This is a genomic window from Pantoea sp. ACRSC (assembly GCF_022346785.1).
GTDB lineage: Bacteria > Pseudomonadota > Gammaproteobacteria > Enterobacterales > Enterobacteriaceae > Pantoea > Pantoea alvi.
The window spans coordinates 75,730-100,114 of record NZ_JAKRNN010000010.1 but is presented as its reverse complement, the minus strand read 5'-3'; the positions used below and the strand labels follow the sequence as shown (position 1 = coordinate 100,114).

The 24,385-nt window shown below is 59.5% G+C and carries 27 protein-coding genes; 13 read left to right on the top strand and 14 right to left on the bottom strand.

The genetic code is table 11. The annotated features are described in order from the left end of the window. Positions 1 to 148: 148 nt before the first annotated feature. Positions 149 to 1,351, bottom strand: coding sequence for a purine nucleoside transporter PunC (gene punC, locus MHZ97_RS11850; RefSeq protein WP_239314610.1), 1,203 nt, complete (start codon positions 1,349 to 1,351; stop codon positions 149 to 151). 119 nt (positions 1,352 to 1,470) lie between these two features. Here punC and punR point away from each other — a divergent pair, with 119 nt between their 5' ends. Further along, on the top strand, positions 1,471 to 2,376 hold the full coding sequence (punR, locus tag MHZ97_RS11845; RefSeq protein ID WP_103795627.1) for a DNA-binding transcriptional activator PunR: 906 nt from the start codon (positions 1,471 to 1,473) through the stop codon (positions 2,374 to 2,376). On the opposite strand, the gene purR is transcribed toward punR, so the two are convergent. Further along, a complete protein-coding gene (gene purR, locus MHZ97_RS11840; RefSeq protein WP_103795628.1) occupies positions 2,373 to 3,398 on the bottom strand; it encodes an HTH-type transcriptional repressor PurR in 1,026 nt (341 codons plus the stop codon). The two genes, punR and purR, sit on opposite strands and share 4 nt — an antisense overlap. A gap of 284 nt (positions 3,399 to 3,682) precedes the next feature. On the opposite strand from purR, the gene MHZ97_RS11835 reads away from it, so the two are divergent. Further along, on the top strand, positions 3,683 to 3,772 hold the full coding sequence (locus tag MHZ97_RS11835) for a YnhF family membrane protein (RefSeq protein ID WP_094078480.1): 90 nt from the start codon (positions 3,683 to 3,685) through the stop codon (positions 3,770 to 3,772). Between the two features lie 46 nt (positions 3,773 to 3,818). Here MHZ97_RS11835 and MHZ97_RS11830 read toward each other — a convergent pair whose 3' ends face one another. Then, positions 3,819 to 4,622 carry a C40 family peptidase gene (locus MHZ97_RS11830; RefSeq protein ID WP_103795630.1) on the bottom strand — a complete coding sequence of 268 codons (804 nt, stop codon included), beginning with the start codon at positions 4,620 to 4,622 and terminating at the stop codon, positions 3,819 to 3,821. A 362-nt stretch (positions 4,623 to 4,984) separates the two neighbouring features. On the opposite strand from MHZ97_RS11830, the gene MHZ97_RS11825 reads away from it, so the two are divergent. After that, the gene (locus tag MHZ97_RS11825) at positions 4,985 to 5,320 is read left to right on the top strand and encodes a Grx4 family monothiol glutaredoxin (protein ID WP_179256429.1); all 336 of its coding nucleotides are present in this window, start codon (positions 4,985 to 4,987) and stop codon (positions 5,318 to 5,320) included. Positions 5,321 to 5,361: 41 nt separating this feature from the next. On the opposite strand, the gene rnt is transcribed toward MHZ97_RS11825, so the two are convergent. From rnt to eptA, 5 genes are all read right to left on the bottom strand, one after another. Continuing rightward, positions 5,362 to 6,036: a ribonuclease T gene (gene rnt / locus MHZ97_RS11820; protein ID WP_103795894.1), complete on the bottom strand. Its 675-nt coding sequence runs from the start codon at positions 6,034 to 6,036 to the stop codon at positions 5,362 to 5,364. Between the two features lie 111 nt (positions 6,037 to 6,147). Then, positions 6,148 to 6,555: a lactoylglutathione lyase gene (gene gloA, locus MHZ97_RS11815; RefSeq protein WP_239314611.1), complete on the bottom strand. Its 408-nt coding sequence runs from the start codon at positions 6,553 to 6,555 to the stop codon at positions 6,148 to 6,150. Positions 6,556 to 6,666: 111 nt separating this feature from the next. Beyond that, positions 6,667 to 7,764 carry an alkene reductase gene (locus tag MHZ97_RS11810; RefSeq protein WP_103795632.1) on the bottom strand — a complete coding sequence of 366 codons (1,098 nt, stop codon included), beginning with the start codon at positions 7,762 to 7,764 and terminating at the stop codon, positions 6,667 to 6,669. A gap of 48 nt (positions 7,765 to 7,812) precedes the next feature. Continuing rightward, entirely contained in the window at positions 7,813 to 8,409 is a 597-nt protein-coding gene (locus MHZ97_RS11805; RefSeq protein WP_239314655.1) for a TetR/AcrR family transcriptional regulator, read from the bottom strand. A gap of 39 nt (positions 8,410 to 8,448) precedes the next feature. Further along, entirely contained in the window at positions 8,449 to 10,092 is a 1,644-nt protein-coding gene (gene eptA / locus MHZ97_RS11800) for a phosphoethanolamine transferase EptA (RefSeq protein ID WP_239314656.1), read from the bottom strand. A 198-nt stretch (positions 10,093 to 10,290) separates the two neighbouring features. Here eptA and MHZ97_RS11795 point away from each other — a divergent pair, with 198 nt between their 5' ends. The 4 genes from MHZ97_RS11795 (at position 10,291) to MHZ97_RS11780 (ending at position 12,699) form a co-directional block, all read left to right on the top strand. After that, positions 10,291 to 10,530, top strand: coding sequence for a DUF1289 domain-containing protein (locus MHZ97_RS11795; protein ID WP_103795635.1), 240 nt, complete (start codon positions 10,291 to 10,293; stop codon positions 10,528 to 10,530). A 56-nt stretch (positions 10,531 to 10,586) separates the two neighbouring features. Beyond that, entirely contained in the window at positions 10,587 to 11,483 is an 897-nt protein-coding gene (locus MHZ97_RS11790; protein WP_239314612.1) for an aldo/keto reductase family oxidoreductase, read from the top strand. An 86-nt stretch (positions 11,484 to 11,569) separates the two neighbouring features. After that, entirely contained in the window at positions 11,570 to 12,091 is a 522-nt protein-coding gene (sodC, locus tag MHZ97_RS11785) for a superoxide dismutase [Cu-Zn] SodC (RefSeq protein ID WP_239314613.1), read from the top strand. Between the two features lie 140 nt (positions 12,092 to 12,231). Next, complete coding sequence (locus tag MHZ97_RS11780) at positions 12,232 to 12,699, top strand: hypothetical protein (RefSeq protein ID WP_103795638.1); 468 nt, start codon at positions 12,232 to 12,234, stop codon at positions 12,697 to 12,699. Here the strand turns inward: MHZ97_RS11780 and MHZ97_RS11775 are convergent, their stop codons facing one another. Genes MHZ97_RS11775 through MHZ97_RS11765 form a run of 3 tightly spaced genes read right to left on the bottom strand, consistent with a single transcriptional unit; the run spans position 12,700 to position 15,806 of the window. Continuing rightward, complete coding sequence (locus tag MHZ97_RS11775; protein WP_239314614.1) at positions 12,700 to 14,700, bottom strand: FUSC family protein; 2,001 nt, start codon at positions 14,698 to 14,700, stop codon at positions 12,700 to 12,702. It abuts the gene before it with no gap. 7 nt (positions 14,701 to 14,707) lie between these two features. Next, complete coding sequence (locus MHZ97_RS11770; RefSeq protein ID WP_239314615.1) at positions 14,708 to 15,565, bottom strand: HlyD family secretion protein; 858 nt, start codon at positions 15,563 to 15,565, stop codon at positions 14,708 to 14,710. Between the two features lie 4 nt (positions 15,566 to 15,569). Beyond that, positions 15,570 to 15,806, bottom strand: coding sequence for a DUF1656 domain-containing protein (locus MHZ97_RS11765; RefSeq protein WP_103795641.1), 237 nt, complete (start codon positions 15,804 to 15,806; stop codon positions 15,570 to 15,572). A 152-nt stretch (positions 15,807 to 15,958) separates the two neighbouring features. Between MHZ97_RS11765 and slyA the strand changes: the two genes are divergently transcribed. Beyond that, positions 15,959 to 16,396 carry a transcriptional regulator SlyA gene (slyA, locus tag MHZ97_RS11760; protein ID WP_103795642.1) on the top strand — a complete coding sequence of 146 codons (438 nt, stop codon included), beginning with the start codon at positions 15,959 to 15,961 and terminating at the stop codon, positions 16,394 to 16,396. Positions 16,397 to 16,438: 42 nt separating this feature from the next. Here slyA and slyB read toward each other — a convergent pair whose 3' ends face one another. After that, positions 16,439 to 16,906 carry an outer membrane lipoprotein SlyB gene (slyB, locus tag MHZ97_RS11755; RefSeq protein WP_103795643.1) on the bottom strand — a complete coding sequence of 156 codons (468 nt, stop codon included), beginning with the start codon at positions 16,904 to 16,906 and terminating at the stop codon, positions 16,439 to 16,441. 280 nt (positions 16,907 to 17,186) lie between these two features. Between slyB and anmK the strand changes: the two genes are divergently transcribed. The 5 genes from anmK to pdxY all read left to right on the top strand — a co-directional run bounded on the left by anmK (position 17,187) and on the right by pdxY (position 21,651). After that, the gene (gene anmK / locus MHZ97_RS11750; protein WP_103795644.1) at positions 17,187 to 18,302 is read left to right on the top strand and encodes an anhydro-N-acetylmuramic acid kinase; all 1,116 of its coding nucleotides are present in this window, start codon (positions 17,187 to 17,189) and stop codon (positions 18,300 to 18,302) included. Positions 18,303 to 18,319: 17 nt separating this feature from the next. Beyond that, on the top strand, positions 18,320 to 18,652 hold the full coding sequence (locus tag MHZ97_RS11745) for an MliC family protein (RefSeq protein WP_103795645.1): 333 nt from the start codon (positions 18,320 to 18,322) through the stop codon (positions 18,650 to 18,652). A 5-nt stretch (positions 18,653 to 18,657) separates the two neighbouring features. Next, positions 18,658 to 19,314: a pyridoxamine 5'-phosphate oxidase gene (gene pdxH, locus MHZ97_RS11740; RefSeq protein WP_239314616.1), complete on the top strand. Its 657-nt coding sequence runs from the start codon at positions 18,658 to 18,660 to the stop codon at positions 19,312 to 19,314. 137 nt (positions 19,315 to 19,451) lie between these two features. After that, positions 19,452 to 20,726: a tyrosine--tRNA ligase gene (gene tyrS / locus MHZ97_RS11735; protein WP_103795647.1), complete on the top strand. Its 1,275-nt coding sequence runs from the start codon at positions 19,452 to 19,454 to the stop codon at positions 20,724 to 20,726. A 64-nt stretch (positions 20,727 to 20,790) separates the two neighbouring features. Next, entirely contained in the window at positions 20,791 to 21,651 is an 861-nt protein-coding gene (gene pdxY / locus MHZ97_RS11730; protein WP_103795648.1) for a pyridoxal kinase PdxY, read from the top strand. A gap of 34 nt (positions 21,652 to 21,685) precedes the next feature. Here the strand turns inward: pdxY and gstA are convergent, their stop codons facing one another. After that, complete coding sequence (gstA, locus tag MHZ97_RS11725) at positions 21,686 to 22,285, bottom strand: glutathione transferase GstA (RefSeq protein WP_239314617.1); 600 nt, start codon at positions 22,283 to 22,285, stop codon at positions 21,686 to 21,688. Positions 22,286 to 22,430: 145 nt separating this feature from the next. Beyond that, complete coding sequence (dtpA, locus tag MHZ97_RS11720) at positions 22,431 to 23,927, bottom strand: dipeptide/tripeptide permease DtpA (protein ID WP_103795650.1); 1,497 nt, start codon at positions 23,925 to 23,927, stop codon at positions 22,431 to 22,433. Positions 23,928 to 24,385: the final 458 nt, after the last annotated feature.

Sequence of the window (24,385 nt, the reverse complement as noted above, 5' to 3'; positions counted from 1 at the left end):
GCAGACACCATCCGGGCGATAAGCTTCGCCTAATAATAGAACAATTATGTTATTGATTTGTTGCAGATTTATTGACCTGATCGAGTATATGCTCAACCAGGTCAGTATTCAACGACTTATTGTTAGGGCGCTAACTATAAAAGTTGCCTTAGTGATTATCCTGGCAGGGAGTCGTCGCGTGGACAATATCCGTTTGTGCGCTGGCGCGTCGCTGCCAGACGTAGCCCGCTAGCGCCAGAGCAATAGTGGTCACCATAATGAGCGTAGTCATCAGCAGCGGCTGTTGTAAACCTGCAGAGACCGCCAGGCTGGCGAGGAAGCAGAGGCCGAGCTGCAGCGTATTTTGCAGCGCGGCGGCTTTACCGGTGGCGTGGGGGAAAGGCAGCAGCGCGTTTGACACCACCACCGGGTAGATCGCGCCGTTCGCCAGCGCCATGCCGCAGAAGGGCAGCAGCAGGGCGATCAGGTTATGGCTGCCGGTGAGCGCCACGCCGAACAGTGACGCCACGCTCAGGCTGTAGAGGGCCAGCAGCCAGGGGAGCAGTTGCGCACCGGCATAGCGGTTAAGCAGCGCGCGGCAGCCGAATCCGCCCAGCAGGAAGGCGATGGTTTGCGGAATATAGCTCAGGCCGATATCCGCCGGCGTCAGGCCCGCATCGGCGAGAATAAAGGGCGATCCGGTCAGCCAGGCGAAAAAGCTGGCGGAGCAGGCGGCGTAGATCAATACGTTGCCGCTATAGACGCCGGAGCGCAGCAGCGAGAAAAAGCCCGGCTGATCCCCCGTCGCTTTCGCCGTCGGGCGGGTGGTGGGCAGACGCAGCGTCACCAGCATCAGCGCGACGCCGGTCAGCGTCAGCACCAGAAAAATTGAACGCCAGTGAAAATGGCTAACCAGCCAGGCGCCCAGCAGCGGTGCCAGCGCCGGGGAAAGCGCCACCAGCGGCATAATGGTGGCGAACACCTTATTGGCGCGCGCGCGCGGATAGCGATCCACCACCAGCGCCTGCCAGCTCACCGCCGCGGCGCAGACGCCGATCGCCTGAATAAAGCGCAGCGCCAGCATCAGCGCCGCGTTTTCCACCCACAGCATGCCGGCGCAGCCGAGCGCGAACAGCCCCAGCCCCATCAGCAGCACCGGTTTTCGACCGATGCGGTCAGAGAGCGGGCCCCAGAAGAGCTGGCCGATGGCAAAGCCTGCCAGGAACAGGCTCATACTGGCGCTGATGATGCCGGGCGAGGTATTGAAGCTCATCTGCATCGCGCCAAAGGCGGGCAGGTACATATCGGTCGCCAGAAAGCCCAGCATACTGAGCAGGGCGAGGTAGGGCATAAATCCTTTTGAGGACAGCATGGTGTTTATCTCATCTTTCGTCAGGCAGGTTGAACGCGGCAAAGTGTAAAAGGGTGCGCCCGCCGCTGTGAAACGTTAATATTTGCAGAGTGCTGTGAAAATTTTTGAAAGGAAAAAGCATGTGGTCTGAATATGCGCTTGAAGTTGTTGATGCCGTCGCGCGCACCGGCAGCTTCAGCGCCGCCGCGCAGGAGCTGCACCGCGTGCCCTCTGCCGTCAGCTATACGGTGCGCCAGCTGGAAAGCTGGCTGGCGGTGCCGCTGTTCGAACGGCAGCATCGCGACGTGGCCCTCACCCCTGCAGGCGAGCATTTCGTGCGTGAAGGACGCGAGGTTATCAAAAAAATGCTCGCCACCCGCAGGCAGTGTCAGCAGCTGGCGAACGGCTGGCGCGGCAAGCTCAGCATCGCGGTTGATTGTATCGTGAAGCTGCCGCGCAGCCGCCAGCTGGTTACTGACTTCTATCGCCACTTTCCCGATATGGAGCTGCATATCAGCTATGAGGTATTTAACGGCGTCTGGGACGCGCTGGCGGACGGGCGCGTCGATGTGGCGATCGGTGCCACCCAGGCGATCCCGGTGGGCGGGCGCTTTTCCTTTCGCGATATGGGCGCGCTGAACTGGCGCTGCGTGGTGGCGCGCCAGCATCCGCTGACGCAGCAGCCGCAGCTCGACGATGACGCACTGCGCGCCTGGCCCTCGCTGGTGCTGGAGGATACCTCGCGCGCGCTGCCGCGCCGCATGACCTGGACGCTGGATAACCAGCGGCGTCTGGTGGTGCCGGACTGGCAGGCGGGGCTGGCCTGCGTGCTGGATGGGTTATGCGTGGCGATGATGCCGGGCCATGTGGCGCGCCCGCTGCTGGATAAGGGGGAGCTGGTTGAGCTGACGCTGCCAACCGCCTTTCCGGAAAGTCCCTGCTGCGTGAGCTGGTCGGAAGCGGGCGCATCGCCGGCGCTCAGCTGGCTGCTCAGCTATCTCGGCGATGCGCAAACGCTCAATCAGGAGTGGTTAAGCGAAGATTAACGGCGGTAGTCGCGGAACGGACCGTCGCCAACTGAACGACGCTCAATTAGCGTAGGATGCACTTCAATGGTCTGCGACACTTCGCGTTTGCTGGTGATGCGATCCAGCAGCATCTCCAGCGCTTTTTCGCCGAGCTGGGCTTTCGGCTGATGCACGGTGGTGAGCGCCGGGGTAAAGTAGCGCGCGTTGCGCACGTTGTCATAGCCGATCACCGAAATATCCTGCGGCACGCGCAGCCCCATCTCGTCGGCAGCGCAGATCGCGCCCATCGCCATAATATCGCCGCCGCAGAAGATCGCCGTCGGGCGCTGCTTCTGCTGCAGGATTTGCTGCATCGCCTGATAGCCCGATTCCGGCTCGAAATCGCCCTGCACGATCCACTCGGGACGCACCGAGATGCCCGCTTCCTCCAGCGCTTTCAAAAATCCCGCATGGCGGCCGCCGCCGGTGTTACGCTCCAGCTGGCCGGGGATCGCGCCGATATCACGATGGCCGCGTTCGATCAGATAGCGGCCCGCCAGATAGCCGCCCTGGAAGGCGTTATCGAGCACGGTATCGGTAAAGTCGCCGCGCGATTCGCCCCAGTCCATCACCACCATCGGAATATTGCGGTTCTCTTCCAGCATCTTCAGCAGATCGTCCGGATACTCGGAGCACATCACCAGCAGACCGTCGACGCGCTTCTGCGCCATCATTGACAGGTAGGCGCGCTGCTTCTGCAGATCGTTATGGGCGTTACCGAGTATCAGGGTGTAGCCGCGTTCGAAGCAGTGATGCTCGACCGCTTCGATGATTTCCGCAAAATAGGGCGCTTCGCTGGAGGTGGCGAGCAGCCCCAGCGTTTTAGTGTGATTGACCTTCAGGCTGCGCGCCACGGCGCTGGGCGAATAGTGTAATTCCTGAATCGCCTGCCAGACGGCGTTGCGCGTCTCTTCCGCAACGAAGCGCGTTTTGTTGATCACGTGGGAAACGGTGGTGGTGGAGACACCCGCGCGCTTCGCGACATCTTTAATTGTTGCCATTAAAAAGAGACTCCAGGCTTACCAATAACTCACTGATAAGCATAATGTTAAACGTTTGCGTCCGCTAAGCGAGATTTCTGTTAATTCGCTACAGTTTTTGTCGGTGAAATACTCACTGGGCAGGACAAAACAGGGGCTGTTGCGTGCGAACGGCATCAGCGTTGCGTCAGTTGCGCAACAAAGCCGGGGATTCTAACAAGGCTTGCGGGATAAAACGAGATTTTTACCGGTAACTATGGGAAAATCCCTGAAGGCCCTGAAAACTGTGTGGATAAGGAGAGGTAATGAGCACTGATTTGAAACTGGCATTGATGACCACCGGCGCGGCGCTGCTGATGATTGTGGCCTTTAGCTTTACCGCCGTCATGCACTAACGACAGCGATAAAAAAACCGGGATTTTCCCGGTTTTTTTATGGCGTTTAGCGAATGGTTTTCGGCGTCATCATGCGGCGCGCGCCGATATAGTGACGCTGCCAGTAATCGTCTGAAAGCCCGCTGATCTGGATATCTTTTCCGGTGCGCGGCGACTGAATAAATTTACCGTTGCCGAGGTAGACCCCCACGTGATCGGCGGTGCCGCGACCGTTGATACGGAAAAAGACCAGATCGCCTTTCTCCAGCGACTCGCGCTTCACCGGCGCGGCGTCACGCAGGTGATACATTTCGTTGGCAGTGCGCGGAATTCTGAACTTCACCAGATCTTTATAGGCGTACCAGACAAGGCCGCTGCAGTCGAAACCGGTGTGCGGCGACGTGCCGCCCCATTGATAAGGCTTGCCCAGCTGACCCATCAGCTTGGTCATCGCCGTTTCGCGCGCTTTCTGGTAGCGCAGGCGGTGGGACTTGCTCATTTTAATGGTGCCGCCGTCATCGGCGTCCAGCAGCGAAGAAGTTGCAACTTTGGCGCTGCTCAGCGTGCGCTGGTGGCCATAGCGCTGCTTACGGGAAGACTTCAGGGATTTTTTCGTTTCGCCGGCGGAATGAGAAAGGGCGGCCGTTTCGATTTTCTTCTGCTTTTTCAGTTTGAGTTTTTGCGCAGTAGAAGGGCGCGTTTTTTTTGCGCTGGTTTTAACCGGCCGCCGTTTGCGTCGCTCATCTTCGCGCGCGCTTTTTTTCTCTGCCTTATGCAGGCTGGCTTTAACCGGCGCTTGCGGCGAGGCCGAAGCGATGTTCATGAAAAGCTGCGCGAAAGCTAATATCAAGAGCGTAATCAGTAATCGCATAGTCCGGTTACAGGGTTAGCGGTTACGACAACAGGCCGTAACGAGGTTAGAAAAATCTGATCGGAGATCAGCGCCGGGGCCATTCTAAGCCAGGTTTTTTTCAAAAGTTAAGCCATTTTTCTATTAAACTGTTACAGGGTTGCATCTGACTCATTAATGAGCGATTTCAGCAGATTATAGCAGCAAAGTTATTACCAGTTATGAATGGCTTAAGTTTTGATTATCGTCAGAAAAAGTCAGAACTTTACGCAAGAACTTAACAAACATGGCGGTTTCGTCCGGCAAGCGAGAAAATGTCGTTTTCAGGGATGGGGCGAAGTCGCTACAATAAACAAACACGAAGTAAGGAATTAAGGAAGGCAATTATGAGTACTGTAGAAAAAATTCAGCGCCAGATCGCAGAAAACCCAGTCCTGCTGTATATGAAAGGCTCGCCGAAACTGCCAAGCTGCGGTTTCTCTGCGCAGGCGGTGCAGGCGCTTTCTGCCTGCGGTGAGCGCTTTGCTTACGTGGATATTCTGCAGAACCCAGATATTCGCGCCGAGCTGCCGAAATACGCCAACTGGCCGACCTTCCCGCAGCTGTGGGTTGACGGCGAGCTGGTCGGCGGCTGCGATATTATCGTGGAGATGTTCCAGCGCGGCGAACTGCAGTCCCTGATCAAAGAGACGGCAGAGAAGCACAAAGAAGCGGAATAACAGCAGCAGAACAGAAAAGGCCGACGCAAGTCGGCCTTTTTTTATGCCTGTTCCGGCGTTGCGTCAGCGTCGTCGCTCGCCGCCATCGGCAGCGGCCAGCCCCCCAACCGTTTCCAGCGGTTTACCAGCTCGCAAAACAGCGTGGCCGTCTGTTCGGTATCGTAGAGGGCGGAGTGCGCCTGCGTGCTGTCAAAATCCATGCCCGCCGCTTTACAGGCTTTCGCCAGCACCGTCTGCCCCAGCACCAGCCCGCTCAGCGCGGCGGTGTCGAAGGTGGCGAACGGATGGAACGGGTTGCGCTTCAGCCCGGCGCGTCCCGCGGCGGCCATCATAAAATTGAGATCGAAGGTTGCGTTGTGCGCCACCATAATGGCGCGATTGCAGTGGTGATCCTTGATGCCTTTGCGCACCATCTTGAAGATGGCGTGCAGCGCCTCATATTCGCTAATTGCGCCGCGCAGCGGGTTGCTGGGGTCGATGCCGGTAAAGGCCAGCGCCTCTGGATGCAGCAGCGCACCTTCAAAAGGCTCGACGTGGAAATGCAGCGTCTGGTCGCGGTGCAGCCAGCCATCTTCGTCCATTTTCAGCGTGGTGGCGGCGATCTCCAGCAGCGCATCGGTCTGCGCGTTAAAGCCTGCGGTTTCGACATCGATCACCACAGGATAGAAACCTCGGAAACGTTGATTTAGCGCGTTCAGGGAGTTCGTTTCAGACATCAGCATCTCATAGCAGAAAATAGGCAGCGCGCATTATGGCAAAAAAAAGAGGAGGGTGCAGCAGAAGGGAAAGCTTCAGCCCGCCGCACTGCGCAGGCTGAAGCGGCAAACTTAGTTGCCCAGGCCGTTACCGGCGTGTTTATTTTCGATCAGCTCAATTTTGTAGCCGTCTGGATCTTCGACGAAAGCGATAATGGTGGAGCCGCCTTTTACCGGGCCCGCTTCGCGCGTCACCTTGCCGCCCGCGTTGCGGATGCGGTCGCAGGTCGCTGCCACATCATCCACGCCCAGCGCGACATGGCCGTAGGCGTTGCCGAGATCGTAGCTCTCTACGCCCCAGTTGTAGGTCAGTTCGATAACCGCGCCTTCGCTCTCTTCGGTATAGCCAACGAATGCCAGCGTATATTTATATTCCGTGTTCTCACTCTGACGCAGCACGCGCATGCCGAGAACGCGGGTGTAGAAGTCGATAGAACGTTGCAGATCGCCAACGCGCAGCATGGTGTGAAGTAAACGCATAACATCCTCTTTTATTAAATCGTCATCTTCTGATGACTCAAACGCTAAGTATAGCGGTGAAAATAGCAAAAAACGGCCGATGGCATAACCGCCGTCACGCCAGCGGCGCGCTTATAGCGTCGGGTAGTCGGTATAGCCTTCCGCGCCGCCGCCGTAGAAGCTCTCCGGACGCTGCGGGTTGAGCGGAGCGTCCTGCTGCAGACGTGCCACCAGATCGGGGTTAGCGATAAAGTCGCGGCCAAAGGCCACGGCATCGATCAGGCCGCGGGCAATCAGATCGTCCGCTTTCTCCACGGTATAGGCGCCCGCGCCGATGATGACGCCGGGGAAGCGCGCGCGCACTTTTTCGCGGAAGGCGTCGCTGTAGGGCTTGCCGCCTGCCCAGTCCGGCTCGGAAAGGTGCAGGTAGGCGATATTGCGCTTCGCCAGCTCACCGATATACCACAGCGCCGCTTTCTCTTCTTCAGGGCCATTGTCCAGATTCTGGAAGCTGCCGATCGGCGAAATGCGAATGCCGATGCGGTCGGCGGACCAGTTAGCGATGGCGGCGTCGACCACTTCCAGCGCGAAGCGGCCGCGTTTTTCAATGCTGCCGCCATATTCGTCGGTGCGACGGTTGGAGTCGGGCGCAAGGAACTGATGCATCAGGTAGCCGTGCGCCGAGTGCAGCTCCAGCAGATCGAAATCCGCCTCGCGCGCGTTGGCGGCCGCCTGGCCGAAATCCGCCACAATCTGCCTGATTTCGGCAACGGTGAGCTCGCGCGGCGTCGAGGTCTCTTCGCGATAGACGCTGCCATCTTCTGCGCGCAGCGAGGTGCGCGTGCCGGCGGCGATAGCGGAGGGCGCCACAGGCGCTTTGCCATCAGGCTGCACGCTGTTGTGAGAAATACGGCCGGTGTGCCACAGCTGAACGGCGCTGTGGCCGCCCGCCTGGTGAATGCCTGCGTTAATCGCTTTCCAGGCGGCAATCTGCGGCTGGGTGTGCAGCCCCGGCGCGCCGGCGTAGCCTTTCGCCTGGAAAGAGACCTGCGTCGCCTCGGTGATGATCAGGCCGGCGCTGGCGCGCTGACGATAATATTCGCCCATCAGCGGCGTAGGAATATCGCCGGGTTCAATACTGCGCAGGCGCGTCAGCGGGGCCATAAATACGCGGTTCGGTACGGTAATCGCACCCACTTTAAGCGGGCTAAACAGCTGGGTACTTGCCATAACAACTCCTGTAGTAGACCGGTCTGCTATAAAACGGCGTTTTTAAAATCAGTGGGTTTGCAGCCACTGTTCAAGGGTGCTTAACGCCAGGCGCAGCGGCTGCGGCTCGCGTGAAAGCTTGCTTTGCAGGCTGGCGCCTAGCCAGAGAATATAGATCACTTCCGCCATCTCTTGCGGCGCGTGCGGCAGCTTCATCGTCTCCTGCTGCAGCGCCGCTTCCAGCGTTTGCGCATAAGCCGCAATAATGCGGCTGGCGCCGTGCTGCAGGGCGTTGCGCATAGGCTCAGAGAGATCGCAGACTTCAGCAGAGAGCTTTACCGCCAGGCAGCCGACGATATGCCCCTGTTGGCTGAAGAGCTGCTCAGCCTGACGGAAATGTGCCAGCAGCCGCTCGCGCGGCGTACCTTCGCCGTGCTGCAGCTGCGCCTCCACCTGCTGATGCAGCTGGATAAAGTAGCGCTCCAGCAGCGCCACGCCAAACGCCTCTTTCGAGCGGAAATAGTAGTAGAAAGAGCCTTTCGGCACCTCCGCCAGCGTCAGCAGCTCGCTGAGTCCCATTCCGGTGAAACCGCGCTGCAGACAGAGCTGCTCGCCGGTAGCGAGCAGATGTTCACGGGTTTCATTGCGTTGCAGCGTCTTGTTCATGGCGCTTAAGGTAGTAGACCAGTCGGTCAGATGCAACGCTTACGCCGCGTTTCGGCACGTTCTGATCATGTCGAGCTGCGGCTGATATTCGCGGGTCTGCACGTCGAACATCCCCAGCAGCGTATGAAACAGGTTGTCCTGCGACACCGCCGCCGTCGGCGCCTGCTGGCGCAAACAGGCCTGATTAATGCGGTAGGTTTTGGCGTAATCGTCCGACATCCACAGCAGCAGAGGAATATGCGTCTGCTGAGAGGGCGCAAACAGATAGGGCGCGCCGTGCAGATACATGCCGTGCTCGCCGAGCGATTCGCCGTGATCGGAGAGATAGACCAGCGCCACGTTAAAGCGGTCGCTCAGCCCCTTCAGCATATCGATGGTGCGGCTGAGCATATCGTCGCTGTAGAGCAGGGAGTTATCGTAGGTATTTATCAGCGCCTGAGGGTCGCAGTCCTGAATCTGTTTGCTGTCGCAGGTCGGGGTAAACTGGCGGAACTGCGGCGGATAGCGACGATAGTAGGCGGGGCCGTGGCTGCCCATCTGATGCAGCACGATGATACCGTCGTTATTCAGGCCGTGGGCGTAGTTATCCAGCCGGTGCAGCAGCACCTCGTCCAGGCAGGCGTTGTCCTGACACCAGGCGTTCAGCTTCCACAGCGTCATATCGCTGTGCGGCACGCGATCGCAGGCGCCTTTGCAGCCGCCGTCATTTTCGCGCCACAGCACGCTGACGCCCGCGTGACCCAGGATATCCAGCACGCCATCCTGGTGGTGCGCCAGATTCGCGTCGTAGTGGGCGCGCGGCATATTAGAGAACATGCAGGGCACGGAGATAGCCGTTTCCGTGCCGCAGGAGGTCGCCTGCGGATAGTAAATGACCTTCTGCTTTTTCAGCTGCGGGTTGGTTTCGCGCGCGTAGCCGCCGAGCGAAAAGTTTTCGGCGCGGGCGGTTTCGCCCACCACCAGCACCACCAGCGTTTTTTTCTGCCCGGCCGAGATGGTCGGCCCTTTATGCGCGTCCTGCCCGATATGCACCCAGGCCTGACTCCCTTTCATCCAGCGATTGTTAACGTAGTGACCGGTGCCGCTGACGATATTGGCTGGCGTCACCATTTTGATCAGCCCTTTGTTGTTGCGGATCAGCGAGGCGTAATCTTTATAAAAAAGCAGCGCCATCAGCAGGATGATCCCGAGCGACATCGCCATAAACAGCGCGCGCCAGGCGAGATTCATCCACCAGCAGTCGCGGCGCTTGAAACGCGTCATAAGCATGACGATGGTCGGCACGACGCCCATCAGCAGCACCCAGATAACGGCGTTGCGGCTGAGCAGCGCGGTGGACTCCTGCAGATCGGTTTCGAAAACGTTCTGTACCATATTGGTATCGATAACGGTGCCGAAGCTAAACATAAAATAGTTAGCCGCCGCGCTCGTCAGGATCAGCAGGGCGAGCAGCGGCTTGCGCATATAGGGCCAGGCGATCAGGTTAAAGATCAGGCCGAACGCTGCCGTCAGCACCACAGGCAGGCTGGCGGCAAAAAAGTAATCGTGAAGAGATGTATAAGGAATACGTTCCCAGGCGCGGAACAGAAATAAGCCGTTCAGGACCAGTGCAAAGAAAAGGGAAATAGCCAGATTAAAGGTGCTTTCGTGACAGCGTAACTTTTCAACCGTATGAGCTTCCAGTAAAAAACAAATGATCGCTAACACAGGTTAAAGGTAATAACCTGGGGAAACCTTAACAAAGGCTCAACACTATGCGCGGTATTTCAATATTAACCAAACTAATTAGTTACATTTAGTGACCTGCCGCGCTGACGACAGTGAGAAACGCCGGCGTCTTGAGCTATCTTTAACAGAGAGATTGAGCGATGCGGAGATCCTGTGGCGGAGCAACTTGAGTTTTTCCCGGTACCCAGTCCCTGTCGCGGCATCTGCCAGGTGGATGCGCGCGGCTACTGCATCGGCTGCCTGCGCAGCCGCGATGAACGTTTTAACTGGATGAAATTTAGCGACGCCCAGAAGCGCGACGTGCTGCGCCTCTGCTATCAGCGTCGCCTGCGTCTGCTGCGCCAGCAGAAGCCGGAGGATGATGCCGAACCGCAGCAGCCATCCCTGTTCTGACCGCTTTTCGTTATACTCCCTGACACTGACTGAAAGGGTAAACACAGGGATTCACTATGCTACAAGCGCAACAGATTTCGCCGCAGGGGCCCGCTTTCTCTCCGCTGATAATGGGCTACTGGCGCCTGATGGAGTGGGGAATGAGCCCGCAGCAGCGCGTCAGCTTTATCGAACATCATCTCTCGCTAGGCATTACCACGGTGGATCACGCCGATATCTATGGCGATTACCGCTGCGAAGCCGCCTTTGGCGAGGCGCTGCGGCTATCGCCCGGCTTGCGCGATCGCCTGCAGATCGTCACTAAATGCGGCATCGCCACGCGCGCGAAGCCAGAGCATCAGATCGGACACTACATCACCGACAAAGCCCATATCGTGCAGAGCGCGGAGAACTCGCTGCGCCATTTTGCCTCCGACCGGCTCGATCTGCTGCTGATCCATCGCCCCGATCCGCTGATGAACGCCGACGCGGTGGCCGAGGCGTTTCTGGCGCTGCACCAGAGCGGCAAGGTGCTGCACTTTGGCGTCTCAAACTTTACGCCATCGCAGTTCGCATTGCTGCAGTCGCGGCTGCCCTTTACGCTGGTCACCAATCAGGTGGAGATTTCGCCGATTCAGCAAAACGTTCTGCTGGACGGTACGCTCGATCAGTGTCAGCAGCTGCGCCTGCGGCCGATGGCGTGGTCCTGTCTGGGCGGCGGCGAGCTGTTTCAGGATCCGCACTATCAGCCGCTGCGCGACGAACTGGAACAGGTGCGCCGCGAAACCGGTGCCGCCAGCCTGGCGCAGGTGGTTTACGCCTGGGTGCTGGCGCTGCCGAGCCAGCCGCTGCCGATTATCGGCTCCGGCAACCCTGAACGCGTCAGCGAAGCGGTGGCGGCGCTCGGCGTCACGCTGGATCGCCAGCAGTGGTTCCGCATCCGCAAAGCGGCGCTGGGTTACGATGTGCCCTGAAGCGTAAAGCTGTGTCAAACAGAAGCGGGAATGGAGAATTGCGGCCAGGCTTATCACACCCTGTGGGAGATAAGAGGCAAGCGATAATGAAAAAATCGGTCTTAGCGTGGCTGTTAGCGATAAGCGGCGGCCTGGCCGGCAGTGCGCTGGCGCAAGAGGTCACCCTGCATAAAGTGAGCGCCGAGGGCATCGGCGAGGCGATCGGCACGGTCGATATTGAGCAGACGAAATATGGCCTGCTGTTTACGCCGAAGCTGAGCGGCCTGGCACCCGGCGTGCACGGCTTTCACGTACACGCCAACGGTAGCTGCGAGCCGGGCGAATCTGAAGGCAAAAAGGTCGCGGCGGGCGCGGCGGGCGGCCATCTCGATCCGCAAAAAACCGGCAAGCATCTCGGTCCCTACGGCGAGGGCCATCTCGGCGATCTGCCGGCGATCTACGTCGATGAGAAAGGCAGCGCCGCCTGGCCAGTGCTGGCGCCGCGGCTGAAATCTCTGGATGACATCAAGGGCAAGGCGTTAATGGTGCATGTCGGCGGCGACAACCACAGCGACCATCCACAGCCGCTTGGCGGCGGCGGCGGGCGCTACGCCTGCGGCGTGATCTGATCGCCCGTTCACCCACGGCTCCTGACGGGAGCCGTTTTATTATCATTTAGTTTAGTTCCCGGCTATGTTCTCCTGATGATTTACCGCCTATGATACTGATTCTGGACACTTTCATCTGGCGCGATCAAAGGAGAAAAGGAATGAAGAAAACGGGCGCACTGCTGCTCTGTCTGCTGCTGGGGGGCTGCGATCAACCCAATGAAACCCAGCTCAGGACTGAAGCAGGACGTCAGCTTCAGCGCACCATCGACGCCAGTCCGGCGCGCGCCGAGTGCGAAGATATCGCGAAAGGACGCGAGTGGCTGAGCCGTAGTACGCGGAAACGGCTTGAAGAGAAGGGCTGTGAGTATATCTTGCGCAGCGCCACCGAAACCAACTTCGAGCAAACGGCGGTCTACCGCACCAGCATGACCATGGTGTGCGGCAGCATTATCGGCAAAAGCTTTACCGGCAGCGAAATCCGGCGGCGTTTCATCTACTCGCCGGAAGAGCGCGAGCTGGTCATTGAGCCGATGTCTGCCAACGATAAAACCCGCTTTGAGCAGCGTAAGACTCTGGCGCAGCTGCAGGCTGATTTCGAACGCCAGCAGCTGCAGTACTGCAAATAGCTATTCCGGCACCGCCTGTTGCAGCTGCGCCAGCGAACAGCGCAGGCGCCATAATATCCCCGCCAGCGTACTGGCCTCCACGTCGCCCTCCGCCACCAGCTGGCGGATCATCTCCTCCAGCGTCGTCAGCGTTTGATCGAGCGAGCTGTGCCGCACGCCGCGCGCGCTCATAATGCGCTGCAAATCCTGCAGGCTCGCCTCACGCATCTGCGCCAGCGTGGCCGAGGCGGGCTGCCAGTCACGCAGCTGCCAGACGATATGCGAACAGTTCAGCAGCACCACGCCCCAGCGCAGCAGCCAGACGCGCGCCTGCTCGTCGCGGCTGCTGCTCAGCTGGCTGATGCGGTGATAGATTTGCGATTCAAAACGGCTTTCGCTCAGGCGGGGACGGCGGCGCAGCTGATCGAGAAAGGCCATGCGCAGCGCCCGGATATGGCGGCGGCTGCGGCGCGCGTCGGAGCTGGGACGCAGGAGCTGAAACGCCAGCCAGGCGAGCATCACGCCGCATACCCTGGCGATATTGTCGTTAAGGAAGTCGGCGTAGTCCCAGACCGGCAGATTGGTCACCGCGATAAATGAGCCCATAAAAACGATAAACTGGCCCCAGAGCGCGGCGCGCTGCTTTTGCTGCAGCTTAAACAGCTGCAGCGTCAGCAGCAGCGGGAACAGAAACAGCAGAAACTGCCACAGCTGGGAGATCTGCACCATCAGCCCGAACTTCATCACAAAGCTGAACAGCGACAGCCAGAGCAGCGTCTTCAGCAGCAGCGTGACGCTACCGCTGGGCGACGGCGCAGAGGAGTAGAGCACGCAGGCGATGGCGGTCAGCGTCAGCGCCGCCGCGCCGGCTGACCACTGGGTAGCGATCCAGAAAGCGCAGCCCGTCACGATGGCGCAAAAGGTGCGCAGCGCGCTCCAGCCCGCTTCGGCGCTGTCGCTCTCCCGCGCCAGCGAGGGCACGCGCGGCGGCTGAAAGCGGGTATCGGCGTCGGCGCGAGCGAGCAGGCGGATCCAGCGGCTGACGTCGAGATAGATCCAGCAGAAGCCGCGCAGGCGCTGGCAAAAGGCACGCTGGCGGTAATCGCCGTCGGCAGCGGGCGTGATACTGCGCAGAATCTGCGCCAGCCGGTACTTATCGCACTGTGCGCTGGCCAGCTCCTGCATCAGCGCCTCGATGGCGTCGTAAAGCGGCTGCGGCGCGTCAGGCCAGTTAAGCAGCATGCGCCGCAGGCTGGAGAGCACGCTGGTCAGGCGTAGCTGCTGGTGCAGCACGTAGTTCAACACATTGTTCTGGCGACGAAAGCGATAGTGGCTCCAGAACGCCTGAATGCGCAGCAGGTTCATGGTGAGAATCTGGCTGATAACCGCTTCATGGGCGGCGCGCACGTTGTCCATTTCGGCAGGCTGCAGCAGCAGGCCGGCGTGCTCCAGCAGGCGCGTATGCATTTTTTGCAGCGAGTCGATCAGCGCCTCGCCGTCTGAGGTGCTCGGCAGCACCATCATCATAAAGCCAGCGCACAGAATGCCTGAAATCACCTCGCAGACGCGCGCCTGCGTCAGGTTCCAGAGATCCGTCGCATCGGTAAGGTCGACGCTGCTGAAGACAATAATCGCCGCGGTGTAGCCCGCCAGCGAAAAGGCGTAGGCCACGTTGTTCTGATAGTGGTTGGCGATGCCGGTGCAGAACGCCAGCCAGCCGGCGATAAAAAAGGTGAACAGCCAGGGGTCGTTAAGGGTATGGCCGGCGATCAGCAGCGCGGCGCCGGCGCCCATCAGGCTGCCGACGATGCGACCCAGGCTCTTGCTTATCGCGCCGCCGACGGTGGGGAAGCCGACCACCGCCGCCGAGGTCATCGCCCAGTAAGGCTCATCCAGATCGAGCGCGTAGGCGATGCTGAGCGCCAGGCACATCGCGATGGCGTTACGCAGCGCGTAGCGCCACTGGTTGGCGTTCGCCCTGAGCCAGGGCAGCTGGTCCCACGCCAGCCAGTGCAGATTCATGACGCGCTCACGGCTGAATGGAGACCGAGCAGGTGGTGCCCGCCACCAGCGGCAGGTTATCCGGTATCTGCGCCAGGCGGATGCGCACCGGCACGCGCTGCGCCAGCCGCACCCAGGGCACATTTGGTTTGATATCGGGCACCAGCCCGCTGTCGCTGTCGATACTCTGGTCGTAAATAGCGCGGCCGATGCTTTCTACCTCGCCCTGCAGCCGCGCGCCGTTGCTGTAGAGCACGATCTGCGCCGGCGCGCCGGGACGAATATGGCGCAGCTTGGTCTCTTCGAAATAGCCCATCACGTAGTAGGAGTGGCTGTCCACCAGCGCGAAGAGCGGCGTTCCTGCGGTGGCGTAGTCGCCGACGCGCAGCGTCAGGTTGCTGACCCAGCCGTCGGTCGGCGCCGTTACGGTGGTCTGCTGCAGGTTCCAGCGCGCCTGATCCAGCGCCGCCTGCGCCGCTTTGGCGCTGGCCGCCATCGCGGTGGCGTTCAGCTGCGCGGCGTCGAGATCTTCGGCCGAAATAATATTGCGCGGCAGGCTGGCGCGGCGGCGGGCCTCGTGCTGCGCCTTCGCCAGATCGGCCTGGGCTTTCGCCAGCTGCGCCTCGGCGTTGTCCAGCGCGATCTGCCAGGGCACGGTATCCAGCGTCAGTAGCGTCTGCCCCTGATGCACAAACTGATTATCTTTTACCGCCAGCGAGACGATGCGCGCCGATATCTGCGGGGTGACCTGCGCCAGCTCGGCGCGAACTTTGCCGTCTCGCGTCCAGGGCGACTGCATGTAGTAGTTCCACATCCACCAGCCCGCCAGCAGGGCGGCCGCGAAGACGAATAGCGTGGAGAAGTATTTCAATGCATTGAATTTCATAGGATTATCCCTGTCCCAGCAGAAAAAGCGCGGCGGCGACGCACAGCACGAAAAGCGAGAGATCCAGCAGCGTCGGGTGCCAGATTTCGCCCGAGTAAATCCAGCCGCGCAGCAGCGGATGAAGAATCAGCCAGAAGAAGAAGCCGAGCAGGACCGCTTTAAACAGCGGCGGAAAAAACAGCGAGGCGCCGAACACCAGATCGGTCAGGGGGCCAGCTGCATGAAAGAGAGAAATAGCCACGCATCGTCCTTCTGATATCACCCAGATACCGGTCTCAAAAAACGGCGATGAAGCGCTGCCGCTTCGCCTGGGGTTTGTAATTTGTCCTTTAAACTCGCAGAATAGTGTAAAATCAGGCTTGATAGCTAGCAAGCTAATTATAAGGAGATGAAATGGATACGACCCTTGGAACGGATTTGTCTCGCCTGGTGCGCATCTGGCGCGCGTTGATCGATCAGCGCCTGAAGCCGCTTGAACTGACGCAGACGCACTGGGTCACGCTACATAACATTCATCAGCTGCCCCCGGAACAGTCGCAGATTCAGCTGGCGAAGGCGATCGGCATTGAGCAGCCGTCGCTGGTGCGTACGCTGGATCAGCTGGAAGAGAAAGGATTGATTACCCGTTCGACCTGCGCAAACGACCGTCGCGCGAAGCGCATCAAGCTGACGCGTCAGGCGGAGCCGATTATCGAACAGGTAGAGAGCGTTATCGACGCGACGCGCGATGATATTCTTGCCGGCATCAGCCGCGAAGAGATTAACCAGGTGGTGACGCTTATCGCCCGCTTGGAGAAAAACATTCTCGAGCTGCAGCATCGGGAAAAATAAAAAAACCGACGCCGCGGCGTCGGTTTTTTTTGGCTGCAGCGATCAGCGCGGCGAAACGGTGATCTGGCTGCCGTTGGACGCCAGCGCCACGCGCTGACCAACAGAGTAGCGGCTGGCCGCCTGCTTCTGCACCACCATGATGGTATTGCCATCGTCCTTACGAATTTCCAGCTCGACGCCGTCGGTTTTATTCACTGCACCCTGAACGCCCTGGCCCGCCAGGCCGCCGGCGATAGCGCCGCCTGCGGTGGCCAGGCTGCGTCCGGTGCCGCCGCCGATGGTATTGCCAAGAAAGCCGCCCAGCACCGCGCCGCCGATAGCGCCGATCACGTTGTTGTCATCGCCGCCCTGAATCTTGACCGGACGGACCGACACCAGCGTGCCGTAAGACACGCTCTGAACCTGTTTGGCCTCACTGGCACTGTAGGTATCGCCTGACAGAGAACTGGTATTTGTGCAGCCAGCCAGCGTAATGCCAGCCAGTGCGACCGCAACGAAACGCTTGATCATTTGTAACTCCTTTCTTAAGCAATGCGCCATGTGTATCGCGAAATCCTGCAAACAGTATAAGACACAAAGCAAATTAATCTTAGTCTGAGTAAAACCTGGTGAAGCCAAGCATAGACTATTGGCGATCAACAAAAATTCAACCTGACGGCAAAAAAAGTTGCGCAATGTTATTTGTTGCCTAAAGTCGGTGGAAATAGCAGGTAGTCGTCGAATCAGACGCGAGAATTTGCCAGACTGAAGGGCGTAGAATCGCACTTCCGCCACTCAGTAAGGACCAGGAATGAAATCAGGACGTTATATCGGCGTTATGTCAGGTACCAGCCTTGACGGCGTAGACGTGGTGCTGGCCGCCATCGACGAGCACATGGTGGCGCAGCAGGCGAGCTACTGCCATCCGATGCCGGGCGAGCTGCGTCAGCAGATCCTGGCGATCTGCCAGGGGCAGTCGCTGACGCTGTCGCAGCTCGGCCAGCTCGATACGCGCCTTGGCCGGCTGTTCGCCGACGCGGTCAATACCCTGATGCGGCGCGAAGCGCTGGAGCCGAGCGATATCGTCGCCATCGGCTGTCACGGGCAGACCGTCTGGCATGAACCGCAAAGCGAGGCGCCGAACACGCTGCAAATCGGCGATAATAATCAGATAGTCGCAGCGACCGGCATTACCGTGGTCGGCGATTTCCGCCGCCGCGATATGGCGCTGGGCGGGCAGGGCGCGCCGCTGGTACCCGCGTTTCATCAGGCGCTGCTGATGGATGCGGTCGAGCGTCGCATGGTGCTCAATATCGGCGGCATCGCTAATCTGTCGCTGCTGATCCCCGGACAGCCGGTGCGCGGCTTCGATACCGGTCCCGGCAACATGCTGATCGACGCCTGGATCTGGCGCCATCAGGGCAAGCCGTTCGACCAGGATGCGTGCTGGGCGCGCAGTGGCAAAGTGGTGCCCGCGCTGCTGGAGCAGATGCTGCGCGATCCCTGGTTTGCGCTGCCGCCGCCGAAAAGCACCGGCCGTGAATATTTCAATCTCGGCTGGGTTGAGCGTCAGCTACAAAGGTTCCCCGGCCTGGCACCGCAGGATGTGCAGGCGACCCTGACCGAGCTGAGCGCCGTGACCATCGCCCATCAGGTGCAGCTCAACGACGGCTGCGACCGGCTGCTGGTGTGCGGCGGCGGCGGCCGCAATCCGCTGCTGATGGCGCGCCTTGCCGCGCTGCTGGCGGGAACCGAAGTGACCACCACCGACGCCGCGGGCATTCGCGGCGACGATATGGAGGCGCTGGCATTCGCCTGGCTTGCCAGCCGCACGCTCTCCGGCCTGCCCGGTAATCTGCCCGCCGTAACCGGCGCGGCTGAAAAAAGCGTGCTCGGCGCTATCTATCCGGCTAATCCGTTTTACTGACAGTAAGGAGAATTACGATGAAACAGGGGTTAACGCTGGCCGCCGCGCTGCTGCTGAGCGGCTGCGGCCTGCTGCACAAACAGGCAGAAGCGCCGCAAACGCTGCACTACCGCTGCGGCACCCTGCCGCTGACCGTCACGCTCGACAACGCCAGCGAGCAGGTCAGCTTTATCATGGACGGGCAGCCTTTAACGCTGAAGCAGGCAAGCTCCGCCTCGGGCGCGCGCTATAGCGACGGAAAATATGTATTCTGGAGCAAAGGCGACACCGCCTTTATCGAACGCGACGATAAAATCGTCGTTAACGACTGTGAATTGCAGCCTGCCAGCCAGCCTGTACATGTTGAGTAACCGCTATGAGCACTCCTTTTACTCTGCAAGATATCGCCAGCCTGCGCCGTGAATATACGCGCGGTGGGCTGCGTCGCAAAGATCTGCCAGACCAGCCGCTGGCGCTGTTTGAAACCTGGCTGCGCCAGGCGTGTGAGGCGCAGCTGCCCGATCCCACCGCCATGACCGTGGCGACGGTGGACGAGCGGGGGCAGCCTTACCAGCGCATTGTGCTGCTCAAGCACTACGACAGCAGCGGCCTGGTGTTCTATACCAATCTCGGCAGCCGCAAGGCGCAGCAGCTGGCCAACAACCCGCGCATTTCGCTGCACTTCCCGTGGCACTTCCTTGAGCGTCAGGTGATGGTGCTGGGCGAAGTTGAAAAGCTGTCGTCGCTGGAGGTACTGAAATATTTTCACAGCCGTCCGCGCGACAGCCAGATTGGCGCCTGGGTTTCGCGCCAGTCGAGCCGGATTTCGGCGCGCGGCGTGCTGGAGGGGAAATTCCTCGAGCTGAAGCAGAAGTTCCAGCAGGGCGAGGTGCCGCTGCCGAGCTTCTGGGGCGGCTACCGGGTAAAATTTGACACCATGGAGTTCTGGCAGGGCGGCGAGCATCGCCTGCACGACCGTTTCCTCTACCAGCGCGACGACAACGGCTGGAAAATCGACCGCTTAGCCCCGTAAAACAGCGTTTTTCTCCTCTCTCAGCGCTGGCACAGAAGTCGCCAGCGCTTTATGCTATAGCCCTCTTTTTTTTCTTCCGCACTCAGCGGAAAGCTGTGTACCAGCATAGGTGCAGTCTGATCAATTTGGAGTCAGTGATGACCAGCAGTAACCTGATACAACAATTGCAGGAACGGGGCTTAATCGCCCAGGTAACGGATGAGGAAGCGTTAGCAGAGCGACTGGCGCAAGGGCCTGTCTCCCTCTATTGCGGCTTCGATCCGACCGCGGACAGCTTGCATTTGGGCCATCTGGTGCCGCTGCTCTGCCTGAAACGTTTTCAGGATGCCGGACACAAGCCGGTCGCGCTGGTGGGTGGTGCCACCGGTCTGATCGGCGATCCCAGCTTTAAAGCAGCAGAACGTAAACTCAACACCAGCGAAACCGTGGGCGAGTGGGTGGAGAAGATCCGCAGGCAGGTCGCGCCCTTCCTCGATTTTGACTGCGGTGACAACAGCGCTATCGCCGCAAACAACTACGACTGGTTCGGCGGCATGAACGTGCTGACCTTCCTGCGCGATATCGGCAAGCACTTCTCTGTCAATCAAATGATTAACAAAGAAGCGGTCAAACAGCGCCTGAACCGCGACGACCAGGGGATCTCCTTTACCGAGTTCTCCTACAACCTGCTGCAGGGCTACGACTTCGCCGAGCTGAACAAGCGTTACGGCGTGTCGCTGCAGATTGGCGGGTCCGATCAGTGGGGCAATATCACCTCCGGTATCGACCTGACGCGTCGTCTCTATCAGAACCAGGTCTTCGGCCTGACGGTGCCGCTGATCACCAAATCGGACGGCACCAAGTTTGGTAAAACCGAAGGCGGCGCGGTGTGGCTCGATGCTAAGAAAACCAGCCCTTACAAGTTCTACCAGTTCTGGATCAATACGGCGGACGCCGACGTCTACCGCTTCCTGAAGTTCTTCACCTTCCTCAGCCTTGACGAGATCAACGCGCTGGAAGAAGAAGACAAAAACAGCGGTAAAGCGCCGCGTGCGCAGTATGTGCTTGCGGAAAACGTCACCCGTATGGTGCATGGCGAAGCGGGTCTGGCGGCAGCGAAGCGCATTACCGAAAGCCTCTTCTCGGGCGCGCTGAGCGATATGACCGAAGCGGACTTTGAGCAGCTGGCGCAGGACGGCATGCCGACCGTGCAGCTGAGCGCAGAAGATGACCTGCAGCAGGCGCTGGTGAATGCCGAGCTGGTGCCGTCACGCGGTCAGGCACGCACCATGATTGGCTCCAACGCCGTGACCATTAACGGCGAGAAGCAGTCAAATGCGGAATACCGCTTCAGCGACAGCGACAAGCTGTTTGGCCGCTATACGCTGCTGCGTCGCGGGAAAAAACACTACTGCCTGATCGTCTGGCAGTAAGCGCTTCAGGGCCGGTCTCCGGCCCTTTTTTATGGCAGGCAAGGGCAAGGCAGTTCAGAACATAATGAAAAACATTCTCGCAATTCAGTCGCATGTGGTATTCGGCCACGCCGGCAACGCCGCCGCCGAATTTCCGATGCGGCGCATGGGGGCCAACGTCTGGCCGCTCAACACCGTACAGTTCTCTAACCACACCCAGTATGGTCACTGGACGGGCACGGTAATGCCCGCAACGCACCTGACGGAGATCGTCAAAGGCATCAGCGATATTGACCGGCTAAAAACCTGCGACGCGGTGCTGAGCGGCTATCTGGGCTCGGCTGAGCAGGGCGAACAGATCCTGGAGATCGTCCGCATGGTGAAAGCGGCCAACCCGGACGCCTGGTTCTTTTGCGATCCGGTGATGGGACATCCTGAGAAAGGGTGCATCGTCGCGCCCGGCGTGGCGGAGTATCACTGTAAATACGCCATGCCCGCCAGCGACATTATCGCGCCGAATCTGCTGGAGCTGGAGATGCTCAGCGAGCGCAGCGTGACCAGCGTAGAAGAGGCGATTGCGGCGGCGCGCGCGCTGATTGCGCAGGGCCCGCGCGTGGTGCTGGTGAAACATCTGGCGCGCGCCGGACGCCGCAGCGACCGCTTTGAAATGCTGCTGGTCACCGCGGAAGAGGCCTGGCATATCAGCCGTCCGCTGGTGGACTTCGGCGTACGTCAGCCGGTCGGCGTCGGCGACCTGACCAGCGGCCTGCTGCTGGTCAATCTGCTGCACGGCAAGGATCTGAAGCAGGCGCTGGAGCACGTGACCGCCGCGGTGTATGAGGTGATGCTGACCACGCACGCGATGGGCGAATATGAGCTGCAGCTGGTGGCGGCGCAGGACGCTATCGCCCAGCCGACCCACCATTTCGCCGCCGAGGCGCTCTAAACGCGCGGGGCCGATATCGTATCGGCCCCGACAGTTACGCCAGGCCTTCCGCCTTCAGTGCCGCCTGCACCGCAGGCCGCTGAGACGCCCGCTCAAACCAGGCTTCCAGCGCCGACAGCCCATCCAGCTTCAGCGCGCGCGCCCAGCGCACCATCACATACAGATAAGCGTCCGCCACGCTGAAGCGCAGCCCCATCAGCCACTGCTTGTCCTGCAGCGCCTTGTTGACGAAGCGAAACTGCTGCTCCAGCCGGGCGCGCAGCAGGGGCTTGTAGCCGTCGGGCGTATCGGGCTTAAACAGCGGCGTAAAGGTTTTATGCAGCTCGCTGCTGATAAAGCTGAGCCACTCCAGCGTGTGATAGCGCGTCAGGCTGCCGACCGGGGCCAGCAGCTGGCGATCGGGCTTCAGGTCCGCCAGGTATTGCACAATCGCCACGCCTTCGGTCAGCAGGGTGCCGTCATCCAGCTCCAGCGCCGGTACCTGGCCTTTGGGATTGATTTGCCAGTAATCTTCGCTGCATTCGGTGACTTTTTTTACCAGATCGACATTAACCTGCGTGAAGTCGAGCCCGCACTCGCGCAGCACGATATGCGGCGAGAGCGAGCAGGCGCCAGCCTTACAGAACAGTTTCATCACGGACCTCCGGATTGCGACAGGATCATTGCAGCTTAATGCCTCGTCACCGAATTGCCAGTGACCGCGATCATGCGTTGCGCCCGGCCCGAACAGGGATAAAAAAAAGCCGGGCGCATGGCCCGGCTGCAAATCACCTGAACGATCAGGCCTGCGCTTTTTTCAGCTCCGCCTGCGGCGTCTGCACCATACGGTTCAGCAGCGGTGCGGTCAGCAGCATCAGCACGGCGATGACGCCGGTGACGATGCCGATCTGCTGGAAGACGCTGCTGTAGATATCCAGCGAGGCGAGCGGATTGGTGACGTCTTTCGGCACCGCCATCATGCCCGCCACTTTACCGGCGATCATCGCCGCGCCGGCGGTAGTAAGGAACCAGGAGCCCATGATAAAGCCCATCAGACGCTGCGGCACCAGCTGCGCCACCATCGCCAGGCCGAGACCCGAGATCATCAGCTCGCCGATGCTCTGCAGCGCATAGCTGAGGATCAGCCAGTTAACCGAGACGATACCGGCGTCCGAGGCGAATTTCGCGCCCAGCGGCAGCACCAGGAAGGCGGCCGAGCAGAGCACCATACCGATAGCGAACTTAAACGGCATTGGCAGTCGGTCGCCCAGTTTGTTGTAGACCGCCGCCAGCAGCGGACTCGCCAGCATAATCCAGAACGGGTTAAGCGCCTGGAACTGCTCTGGTTCGAAGGTGATGCCCAGAATGGTGTGCTCAACGTTACGGATCGCAAAGAAGTTAAGCGAGGTCGGCATCTGCATATAGAGCACAAAGAAGACGATCGCCTCGACCATCAGCAGAAACGCCACGATCATTTTGCGACGCGCCGCACCCTGCAGCGAGAAGGCTTCTTTGGCGAAGATCAGGATAATGCCCAGTGCGACCACGCCCAGGGTGATGCGCGCGATTGTCTGGTGGTGCAGCAGCCAGGTAGCGATGGCGACCAGCACCACGACGCCCACCAGCGTCATCAGCAGCTTGCTGACGTTAAGGGGCGCGAAGTCCGGCTTTGAGCCGTAGTTTTTAACCAGGCCTTTGCAGAACAGGAAGTTAAGGAGGGTGATCACCAGGCCGATAACCGACAGGGAAAACGCCACGCTCCAGCCATATTTCGCCGCCAGCCAGGGGGTCAGCATCATGGAGAAAAGCGAGCCGACGTTGATTGACATGTAAAACATGGTGAAGGCGCCGTCGAGGCGCGGGTCATCTTTCTCATAGCAGGTAGAGAGCAGCGAAGACGGGTTCGCTTTAAACAGCCCGCTGCCCACCGCGATGGTAGCCATGCCGACATAGACCATGCCGACGTGATGGCCGGAGAAGGCGACCAGCGCGTAGCCCAGCGCCAGCACAATAACCCCCAGCACGATAACGCGCTTGGTGCCCAGCACCTTGTCCCCCAGCCAGCCGCCGATAGCCACCAGGCCATAAACCAGCGCGCTAAACGAGGCGAAGAGGGTAATGGAATCCGCTTCCGTCATGCCCAGCTGTTTAACCAGATAAACAGCCATGATGGCCTGCAGGCCGTAGAAACCGAAGCGCTCCCATAACTCAATCGAGAAGATCAGGTAGAAGGCCTTCGGCTGTTTGAACGCATTGAGGCTAACGGCCTCATCGGTGTGTTTGTTTGCAGTTGACACGTGTACCTCAGTTTTTCGCGTACCCTGTTTTACGACAGGAAATAAGTCCGCGTCATGTCAGGATTCCATGCGCGACATTGTTATTAGTAGGGAAAAGCGGCGCCTAATGTGGCTGATAACGCGCATCAGGGCAAGAATTTTTTGAATGCTGAAAAGCCCGGGCTATGTGAGCTTTAAAAACCGATTGACCGTGGTTAGTTGGGTTTTAATTTCAGCTGCGTTAATTCTACCAGAATAAACGTTTGTTATTCACCGGCAGGGGACCACAATAACCGTATAAGCTGCTTGCGGATGATTTCACAGGCTAAGGTGCCGCAGTTCGATAATCAACCAGCCTATTATGTTGGATACGGTCTATTTATCAGCTAACTGGAGCAACAAACCACCACCAGGGCTTACATTAATGAAAGTGGACGGGCAAAAGTTGATCCTCCGCACAGAATCGCCAATTAATTCAT

Excerpts from the sequence above, each read along its gene's own strand:
- punC (WP_239314610.1), bottom strand. The coding sequence starts at position 1,351 with ATGCTGTCCTCAAAAGGATTTATGCCCTACCTCGCCCTGCTCAGTATG.
- punR (WP_103795627.1), top strand. The coding sequence starts at position 1,471 with ATGTGGTCTGAATATGCGCTTGAAGTTGTTGATGCCGTCGCGCGCACC.
- purR (WP_103795628.1), bottom strand. The coding sequence starts at position 3,398 with ATGGCAACAATTAAAGATGTCGCGAAGCGCGCGGGTGTCTCCACCACC.
- MHZ97_RS11835 (WP_094078480.1), top strand. The coding sequence starts at position 3,683 with ATGAGCACTGATTTGAAACTGGCATTGATGACCACCGGCGCGGCGCTG.
- MHZ97_RS11830 (WP_103795630.1), bottom strand. The coding sequence starts at position 4,622 with ATGCGATTACTGATTACGCTCTTGATATTAGCTTTCGCGCAGCTTTTC.
- rnt (WP_103795894.1), bottom strand. The coding sequence starts at position 6,036 with ATGTCTGAAACGAACTCCCTGAACGCGCTAAATCAACGTTTCCGAGGT.
- gloA (WP_239314611.1), bottom strand. The coding sequence starts at position 6,555 with ATGCGTTTACTTCACACCATGCTGCGCGTTGGCGATCTGCAACGTTCT.
- MHZ97_RS11810 (WP_103795632.1), bottom strand. The coding sequence starts at position 7,764 with ATGGCAAGTACCCAGCTGTTTAGCCCGCTTAAAGTGGGTGCGATTACC.
- MHZ97_RS11805 (WP_239314655.1), bottom strand. The coding sequence starts at position 8,409 with ATGAACAAGACGCTGCAACGCAATGAAACCCGTGAACATCTGCTCGCT.
- MHZ97_RS11790 (WP_239314612.1), top strand. The coding sequence starts at position 10,587 with ATGCTACAAGCGCAACAGATTTCGCCGCAGGGGCCCGCTTTCTCTCCG.
- sodC (WP_239314613.1), top strand. The coding sequence starts at position 11,570 with ATGAAAAAATCGGTCTTAGCGTGGCTGTTAGCGATAAGCGGCGGCCTG.
- MHZ97_RS11780 (WP_103795638.1), top strand. The coding sequence starts at position 12,232 with ATGAAGAAAACGGGCGCACTGCTGCTCTGTCTGCTGCTGGGGGGCTGC.
- MHZ97_RS11775 (WP_239314614.1), bottom strand. The coding sequence starts at position 14,700 with ATGAATCTGCACTGGCTGGCGTGGGACCAGCTGCCCTGGCTCAGGGCG.
- MHZ97_RS11770 (WP_239314615.1), bottom strand. The coding sequence starts at position 15,565 with ATGAAATTCAATGCATTGAAATACTTCTCCACGCTATTCGTCTTCGCG.
- slyA (WP_103795642.1), top strand. The coding sequence starts at position 15,959 with ATGGATACGACCCTTGGAACGGATTTGTCTCGCCTGGTGCGCATCTGG.
- slyB (WP_103795643.1), bottom strand. The coding sequence starts at position 16,906 with ATGATCAAGCGTTTCGTTGCGGTCGCACTGGCTGGCATTACGCTGGCT.
- anmK (WP_103795644.1), top strand. The coding sequence starts at position 17,187 with ATGAAATCAGGACGTTATATCGGCGTTATGTCAGGTACCAGCCTTGAC.
- MHZ97_RS11745 (WP_103795645.1), top strand. The coding sequence starts at position 18,320 with ATGAAACAGGGGTTAACGCTGGCCGCCGCGCTGCTGCTGAGCGGCTGC.
- pdxH (WP_239314616.1), top strand. The coding sequence starts at position 18,658 with ATGAGCACTCCTTTTACTCTGCAAGATATCGCCAGCCTGCGCCGTGAA.
- tyrS (WP_103795647.1), top strand. The coding sequence starts at position 19,452 with ATGACCAGCAGTAACCTGATACAACAATTGCAGGAACGGGGCTTAATC.
- pdxY (WP_103795648.1), top strand. The coding sequence starts at position 20,791 with ATGAAAAACATTCTCGCAATTCAGTCGCATGTGGTATTCGGCCACGCC.
- gstA (WP_239314617.1), bottom strand. The coding sequence starts at position 22,285 with ATGAAACTGTTCTGTAAGGCTGGCGCCTGCTCGCTCTCGCCGCATATC.